Raw genomic sequence first — 7,825 nt, 5'->3', positions numbered from 1 at the left:
TCCCCGGTGACGAGCGGTCGTCCCTCGGCCCGCCAGCGCGCGATGCCGCCGTCGAGCAGCGCCACGTCCGTGATCCCGAACGCCGCCAGCAGCCACCACGCCCGCGCCGACGTCCGGTGCGCCACGTCGTCGTACAGGACGATCCGCGTGCCGTCGCCGATGCCGAGCGAGCGCAGCCGCCGCGTGACCAGCGCGGCCGGCGGGATCGTCGAGGGCAGCGGCGCGCCGGCGTCCACGAGCGGGTCGAGGTCGAGGAACCGCGCCCCTGGAATGTGCCCCGCGCGATAGGCGGCGAGCGGATCGTGCGGCGGGGAGCCCGGGACCGTGGACGCGTAGCTCGCGTCCAGCACGACTAGATCGTGCCCGCGCGGCTGTCCTGCGAGCCATTCGGGAGTGACGAGCGCGTCCATTGCGCCGCGCTACCCCAATCGCGACGGACCCGCCACCCGCGTCAGTAGCCGCCCGCCGCCGCGTTCGCCGCCTCCGCGTCCAGCGCCGCGAGGAAGCCCGCCGCCTGCGCGCGCGTCTCCGCCTGCTGCGCGTCGGTCCACTTGTGCCAGGTCCGGTAGGGCATCTGCATCCGCCGGTTGCGCGCGAGCTTGTCCTCGTTGCGGGCGACGAAGTCCCAGTAGAGCGCGTTGAACGGGCAGGCGTCCGCGCCCACGCGCTTCTTCACGTCGTAGCGGCAGTGGCGGCAGTAATCGCTCATCCGGTCGATATACGCGCCCGACGCGGCATAGGGCTTGGAGCCGAGCAGGCCGCCGTCGCCGAACTGGCTCATGCCCAGCGTGTTGGGCAGCTCGACCCATTCATAGGCGTCGACATAGACCTCCAGGTACCAGCGGTGCACCGCCGCCGGATCGGCGCCGATCAGCAGCGCGAAATTGCCCGTCACCATCAGCCGCTGGATGTGATGCGCGTGCGCGGTGGCCATCGTCTGCCCCAGCGCCTCGGCGAGGCAGCGCATGTCGGTGTCGCCGGTCCAGTACCATCCGGGCAGCGGCCGGTGCGCGTCGAGGAAGTTGCGGTCGACATAGCCCGGCCCCTCGCGCCAGTAGATGCCGCGCATGTATTCGCGCCAGCCGATGATCTGGCGGACATAGCCCTCGACCGAGTTTAGCGGCGCGCGCCCGGCGCGGTATTCCACCTCCGCGCGCCGGCACAGGTCGACCGGATCCAGAAGTCCTGCGTTGAGGTACGGCGACAGGATCGAGTGCCACAGGAACCGCTCGCCGACCAGCATCGCATCCTCGTAGTCGCCGAACTGCGGCAGCGCATGCCGCATGAAATACGCCGCCTGCGCCTCCGCGTCCGCCGCCGTCACCGCGTAGTCGAACCCGTCGAGGCTGCCGGGATGGTCCGCGAAGCGCGCCGCCACCAGCGCCAGCACGTCCTGTGTGATCGCGTCGGGCGGAAAGGCGTGCGGGCGCGGCATCAGCAGGTCCGCCTTCGCCGGCCTGCGGTTCTCCTTGTCGAAGTTCCAGCGGTCGCCGGCCGGTTTCGCCCCGTCCATCAGCAGCCCGGTCTTGCGGCGCATGTCGCGATAGAACCACTCCATCGTCAGTTCGGCGCGGCCTTGCGCCCACTCCTCGAACTCCGCGTGGTCGCGACGAAGCGGGTGTCGGGGCGGATGTCGACGGGAATGCCGAACAGCGTCTCCCACGCCTCCTGCATCGCCAGCACGCGCCACTCGCCCGCTTCCGTCGCGACGATCCGGTCGGGGGCCAGCTCCGACACCGCGCGCGCGATTTCGCCGGTGAAGCTGCCCGTGTTATCGGGATCGTCGAGCGCGACGTAGCGCACCTGCCACCCCGCGCCGCGCAGCGCCGCCGCATGGTGGCGCATCGCCGACAGGATGAAGGCGATCTTGCGCCGATGGTGGCGCACGTACGTCGTCTCGTCGGCTACCTCCGTCATCAGCACCACCGCCCCGGCGGGGTCGATGCCGTCGAGGGCGGACAGCGAGGGCGACAGCTGGTCGCCCAGCACGGGTATCAGGATCATGGCCGGCAGATTGGTATCCGCTGCGCCGACGCCTAGATAGTGCCGATGACACCCGTTCACCTTGGTCAACCAAGCCGCCTTCCCGCCAGCCCGGACGAGGCGGCGCTCGACTATGTCCCCAACCCGCGCGCCGACACGCGCTATCTGGTCCGCTTCGCGGTGCCGGAGTTCACGTCGCTGTGCCCGGTGACGGGCCAGCCGGACTTCGCGCATCTGGTGATCGACTACGTCCCCGCCGCGACGATCGTCGAGTCGAAGTCCCTGAAGCTGTTCCTCGGCAGCTTCCGCAACCACGCCGCGTTCCACGAGGACTGCACCGTCGGGATCGGCGAGCGGCTGGTCGCGGAGATGGCGCCGCACTGGCTGCGCATCGGCGGCTATTGGTACCCGCGCGGCGGCATCCCGATCGACGTCTTCTGGCAGAGCGGGCCGCCGCCCGCCGACCTGTGGCTGCCCGACCAGGGCGTCCCGCCCTATCGCGGCCGCGGCTGAGCCGAATGGCGGGCGGTACGCCCATGTTGCAGGAAGGCGCGATCGCAACCATGTAACATCGCGATCGTTCATCGATCGTACAGCTAGCGCGGATCGCCGGCCCCGGGAGGATACATCAAGGTGAAGCAGGACGTCACGTCGGTCGATCACATCGCCCTAATCGGCAATTTCCTGCCTCGCCAATGCGGTATAGCGACCTACACGACCGATACGCATGCCGCCCTGCGCGCGAGCTTTCCGAAGGTGGCGGTCGACGTCTACGCGATGGACGACCACCACGCTCCCTATGCCTATCCCCCGGAGGTGACGCGCAGCATCCCGCAGAACGACCTCATGGCCTATATCTCGGCCGCCCGCGCGATCGAGGCGAGCGGCGCGCAGGTGATCTGGCTGCAGCACGAATACGGCATCTTCGGCGGCGCGGCGGGCGAGCACATACTGACGCTGCTGGACCGCACCTCGCTGCCCCTGATCGTCACGCTGCATACCGTGCTGGAGCGGCCGAGCGCCGACGAGCGGCGGGTGATGGAGGGGCTGCTGCGCCGCGCCGCCAAGGTGATCGTCATGGCCGAGAAGGGCCGCGAGATCCTCCAGCGCGTCTATGGCGCCAGCCCCCGTCTGCTGGCGATGATCCCGCACGGCGTGCCCGACCTGGCGTTCGGCGATCCCGAAGCCTTCAAGAAGCGGTTCGGGTGGCTCGGCCATCCCGTCGTCCTGACGTTCGGGCTGCTGGCGCCGAGCAAGGGCATCGAGACGATGATCCGGGCGATGCCCGCGATCGTGGCGGAACATCCCGACGTCCTCTACGTGGTGCTGGGCTCCACCCATCCCAACCTCGTGGCGCAGGAGGGCCAGGCCTATCGCGAGCGGCTGGTGGCGCTGGCGGGATCGCTGGGCGTGTCGTCCAACGTCCGGCTCGTCGACGCCTTTCTGGAGAACGACGAGCTGATCGACTGCCTCAAGGCCGCCGACGTCTATGCGACGCCCTATGTCAACCCGGCGCAGATCACCAGCGGCACGCTCTCCTATGCGGTCGGCGTCGGCAAGGCGGTGGTCTCGACGCCCTATGTGCACGCGACCGAGATACTCGCCGACGGGCATGGCGTTCTGGTTGACTTTGGCGACGATAAGGGGTTCTCGACCGCCATCAATGAACTGCTCGGCTCCGAGCGGAACCGTCTCCGCCTGTCGCGGCGGGCCTATGATCGCGGACGCACGATGATCTGGTCGCGCCTGGCGGAACGGGCGATGGCGGAGATGGAGGCGGCGCTCGCCACCAAGCCGCGCCGGATATCGGCCGCCAACGCGCCGGTCCGCGCGCTGTCGCCCGATTTCGCGGCGGTCGAGCGGATGACCGATTCGACCGGGATGCTCCAGCACTCGATCTATTCCGTTCCCGATCGCCGTCACGGCTATTGCATCGACGACAATGCCCGCGCGCTGATGCTCACTCACATGATCGCCGACATGGCCGAGGAGCAGCGGGATCGCTGGACGACGATCTATGCCTCGTTCCTGCAATACGCCTGGAACCCGGAGCGGCGCCGCTTCCGCAACTTCATGACCTTCGACCGCACCTGGTGCGAGGACGTCGGGTCCGAGGACTCGAACGGCCGCGCGCTGTGGGCGCTGGGCATGACGGCGCGCGACTCCAGGATGCGCAAGCATCGCGACTGGGCGGTGGCGATGTTCGACCAGGCCGCCAGCCTGTCGCTCGAACTGCAGAGCCCGCGCGCGCAGTCGTTCGCGATGCTGGGCGCGGCGGCGATGCTGGAGGCGCTGCCGGGGCACGAGCTGTCGCGCGCGATCCTGGCGCGGTTCCCGGACGAGCATCTGGCGTTGCTCGCCGAAGCGCGCCGTCCCGAGTGGCGCTGGTTCGAGATCGTGCTGGCGTACGACAACGCCCGCCTGCCGCAGGCGCTGATCCGCGCCGGCCAGGCGCTGGGCCGCCAGGACCTCGTGCGGTGCGGGCTCGACACGCTCGACTGGATCGTCGGCATGCAGACCAGCCCGGAGGGGAGGTTCCGGGCGATCGGCACCGAGAGCTTCGGCCGCCCCTACGAGGAGCCGCTCGCGTTCGACCAGCAGCCGCTGGAGGCGCAGGCGACGATCGACGCCTGCGTGGCGGCGCACGAGGCGACCGGCGATCCGCGCTGGGTGGAGGAGGCGTACAGGGCCTATCGCTGGTATCTCGGCTCCAACGACCTCGACCTGCCGCTTGCGAGCCAGAGCGACGGCGGCTGTTTCGACGGGCTGATGCCGACCGGCCTGAACCGCAACCAGGGGGCGGAGTCGATTTTGGCGCTGCAAATGGCGTCGTGCGCGATTTCGGGGCTTTCGCAACGCTCGGCGGGCGTGGCAGGGACGGACCGCGCCGTCGCCTGAACGCCCGGCGCCGGGGCAGGCAATCCGGGACACAAGCGGGCGTGGACATCTTCGATCACCAGTTGCGGCTGCATGCCGATCCCTCGCGGGTCGTCGTGCGGCCCTTCCACCTCGCTTGGTCGCCCACCGCGACGGGTCCCAGCCGCGCCGAGCGGCTGGTGCGGGAGGTGCTGGAGATGTCGCCCGGCGACGCGCGTGACCAGCTGGAACTGGTGCTGCGCGATTTCGAGGCGCGCCACTGGCAGACGCGGCGCATATTCATGACCCGCTACGACGAGATCGAGGATGTGATGCGCCTCGACGGGGCGGAGATCGGCGACGAGAAGCGCCAGCTGATCGGCGCCTATTTCTGCCACGAGTACAGCTATGCCGCCGCCGCGCTGATGAACCCCAGCGCGGTGCCGCATTTCGACCAGTCGGGCATGCCGGCGGGGTCGATGCGCATCCTGATGTCGCTGCGCGCGGTGGGCGAGGGGCACATCTCGTCCGTCGCGTTCCGCGAGGGGATCATCACCGAGGCAAGGGATCTGGTGCTGGCGCCCGAGCCGCCGTTCGCGACCGCGACCGATTGCCCGGGGCATGGCGAGGAAGAGCTGCCCGAGGGGCCGGTGACCGTCTATCGCCACCGCGACAGCACGCTGTCGGGCACCGTCATCTTCCCCATCACGCGCGCCCAGTCCAAGGGGCTGGAGGACCTGCGCCTCGTCCAGTTCCAGCATGGGGATGGCAGCTACGAGTGGCTGGGCACCTATACCGCCTACAACGGCTCGATCATTCAGTCCGAGCTGATGCGCACGCGCGACTTCCGTTCGTTCGATCTGGTGCCGATGACGGGCAGCGCGTCGCGCAACAAGGGCATGGCGCTGTTCCCGCGCCAGGTGGGCGGCAAGTACATGATGATCGGGCGACAGGACGGCGAGAACCTGTTCCTCCTCAAGTCGGACAGCCTGACGCACTGGGACGAGGGCGCGATGATCCTCAGGCCCCATTTCCCGTGGGAGCTCGTCCAGATCGGCAACTGCGGCGCGCCGATTGAGCTGGACGAGGGCTGGCTGCTGCTGACGCACGGCGTCGGCGCGATGCGGAAGTATTCGATCGGCGCCGTGCTGCTCGACAAGCGCGACCCCGCCAAGGTGATCGGCCGCACGCGCCAGCCGCTCCTGGCGGCGGCGGACCATGATCGCGAAGGCTATGTCCCCAACGTCGTCTACACCTGTGGCGCGATCAAGCACGGCGACACGCTGTTCATGCCGTACGGGATCGCGGACAGCTCGGTGGGATTCGCGTTCGTGGGAATCGGCGAGATGCTGGCGGCAATGGCTTAGGCGCGGCCGGTCGACGACCACCATCTTTCATCCTCCCCCGCCAGGGGGAGGTGGCACCGAAGGTGACGGAGGGGGAGGCCGCTGACCGGCCACGAGCACGTCCCGCCGCTCCACGGCGGTCGACACGATCTGCCGGACGACAAGGTCGAGTTCCATCAGCACATCTCGTGCCGGATAACGCAGGACCTCGACGCCGCGTACTTGAAGCCACGCGTCGCGCGCCGCGTCCCGAGCCGGCCGGTCGCCACGGCCATGAACCTCGCCGTCGACCTCGATCGCCAGCCGGGCCGGCGCGCAGAAGAAATCGAGCACGTAGTCACCGGCGGGGTGCTGCCGCCGGAAGCGCAGGTCGGCATCGTTGCGTCGCAGGGCGAACCATAGCGCCGGTTCCGGCGGCGTCATGCTGCGGCGCAGCTGGCGGGCGAAACGCCGGCTATCGTCCGATCCGTCGAGGCGCATCGACCACCTCCCCCTCCGTCGCCTGCGGCGCCACCTCCCCCTGGCGGGGGAGGATCAGAACTTATGATTGATGCCGGCCGGTTCCCCGCGCCCGCCGGTACAGCCCCCACGTCAGCAGGAGGAACAGCGCCGTGCCCCCACCCAACCCCCAGCCGCCGAACCCGTCCCCCACCACCGCCAGCGGCGCGTCCGTGCCCGCTGCCGCGACGATCCCCGCGAACAGCACGCCCCACAGGCTCTCGCCCACGATCATGCCCGTCGCCATCAGGATGCCGGTCCGCCGCGTCGCCTCCGGGTCGTGCGTGCCGTCCGCCCAGCGGTCGTACAGATGCCCCAGCACCGACCCCAGCACCACGGGCAGCGTCACGCTCATCGGCAGGTAGATGCCCAGCCCCACGCCGAGCGGCGGCAGGCGGAGCAGCTTGGCGCGGCCCAGCGCCTCGTCCACCGCCACCGCCGCCACTCCCACGGCCGCGCCCCAGCCGAGCATCGCCCAGTTCAGGTCGCCGCCCAGCACCCCCTTGGCCAGCGCGGAGATCAGCGCCGCCTGCGGCGCGGCGAGCGCGTTCGGCCCCGCGCCCGGCATTCCTGCGAACCCGAACGAGCGCATCATCAGCTGGAGCACCGGCGGCACCACCAGGCTGCCGAAGCCTACCCCGATCAGCAACGCCACCTGCTGCTTCCACGGCGTCGCGCCGACCAGCTGCCCGGTCTTGAGGTCCTGGAGGTTGTCGTTGGAGATCGTCGCGACGCCGAACACGATGCCCGTCACGATCAGCGCATAGGCGACCAGTGCCTGGGTCGTCCCCGCCGGCTGCCCGCGGCCGAACAGCCCGACCAGCATGAGCGACGCGGCGAGGACCGACAGGATGCCGATCCCCGATACCGGCGAGTTGCTCGCGCCGATCAGCCCGGCCATGTACCCGCACACCGCCGCGATCACGAGCCCGGCTACGAGCACGAACACGAGCGCGCCCGCGATCAGCACGACGCCCGACGCCGCCAGCGGCCCGCCCGCGATCACCGACCACAGCAGCCCGGCGATCGGCGCCAGTACCGCGAGACTGCCGCCGACCACCCAGCCGAACGGCAGGTCGCGCTCCTCGATCGGCAGCGCCTCGTCGCGGGCGCGGGCGTGGCTCGCGGCGAGGGAGGAACGG

Annotated in this window: 6 protein-coding genes and 1 pseudogene; 3 read left to right on the top strand and 4 right to left on the bottom strand. The window is 70.0% G+C overall.

The genetic code is table 11. The annotated features are described in order from the left end of the window. Nucleotides 1-410, bottom strand: a 410-nt coding sequence (locus tag HUV01_RS09630; protein WP_254606533.1) for a rhodanese-like domain-containing protein, incomplete at its 3' end; no start/stop codon positions are given. A 41-nt stretch (nt 411-451) separates the two neighbouring features. Next, nucleotides 452-2,004 (bottom strand): annotated as a pseudogene (locus tag HUV01_RS09625) (cryptochrome/photolyase family protein). Nucleotides 2,005-2,049: 45 nt separating this feature from the next. Here HUV01_RS09625 and queF point away from each other — a divergent pair. The 3 genes from queF (at nt 2,050) to HUV01_RS09610 (ending at nt 6,206) form a co-directional block, all read left to right on the top strand. Continuing rightward, the gene (gene queF, locus HUV01_RS09620) at nt 2,050-2,496 is read left to right on the top strand and encodes a preQ(1) synthase (protein WP_174298061.1); all 447 of its coding nucleotides are present in this window, start codon (nt 2,050-2,052) and stop codon (nt 2,494-2,496) included. Between the two features lie 120 nt (nt 2,497-2,616). Next, entirely contained in the window at nt 2,617-4,881 is a 2,265-nt protein-coding gene (locus HUV01_RS09615) for a glycosyltransferase family 4 protein (RefSeq protein ID WP_174298060.1), read from the top strand. Between the two features lie 41 nt (nt 4,882-4,922). Then, nucleotides 4,923-6,206, top strand: a complete 1,284-nt coding sequence (locus HUV01_RS09610; protein ID WP_174298059.1) for a glycoside hydrolase family 130 protein — start codon at nt 4,923-4,925, stop codon at nt 6,204-6,206. A gap of 27 nt (nt 6,207-6,233) precedes the next feature. On the opposite strand, the gene HUV01_RS09605 is transcribed toward HUV01_RS09610, so the two are convergent. Next, nucleotides 6,234-6,665, bottom strand: coding sequence for an endonuclease domain-containing protein (locus tag HUV01_RS09605; protein ID WP_174298058.1), 432 nt, complete (start codon nt 6,663-6,665; stop codon nt 6,234-6,236). A 61-nt stretch (nt 6,666-6,726) separates the two neighbouring features. Continuing rightward, nucleotides 6,727-7,825 (bottom strand): OPT family oligopeptide transporter (locus HUV01_RS09600; protein WP_174298057.1); only part of this gene is annotated, 1,099 nt, incomplete at its 5' end.

This window comes from Sphingomonas bacterium (assembly GCF_903643035.1).
In the GTDB taxonomy this organism is placed as follows: domain Bacteria; phylum Pseudomonadota; class Alphaproteobacteria; order Sphingomonadales; family Sphingomonadaceae; genus Sphingomonas.
Note: the sequence above shows the minus strand (reverse complement) of the source record. Positions and strands in the feature narration are given on the sequence as shown.

Excerpts from the sequence above, each read along its gene's own strand:
- queF (WP_174298061.1), top strand. The coding sequence starts at position 2,050 with ATGACACCCGTTCACCTTGGTCAACCAAGCCGCCTTCCCGCCAGCCCG.
- HUV01_RS09605 (WP_174298058.1), bottom strand. The coding sequence starts at position 6,665 with ATGCGCCTCGACGGATCGGACGATAGCCGGCGTTTCGCCCGCCAGCTG.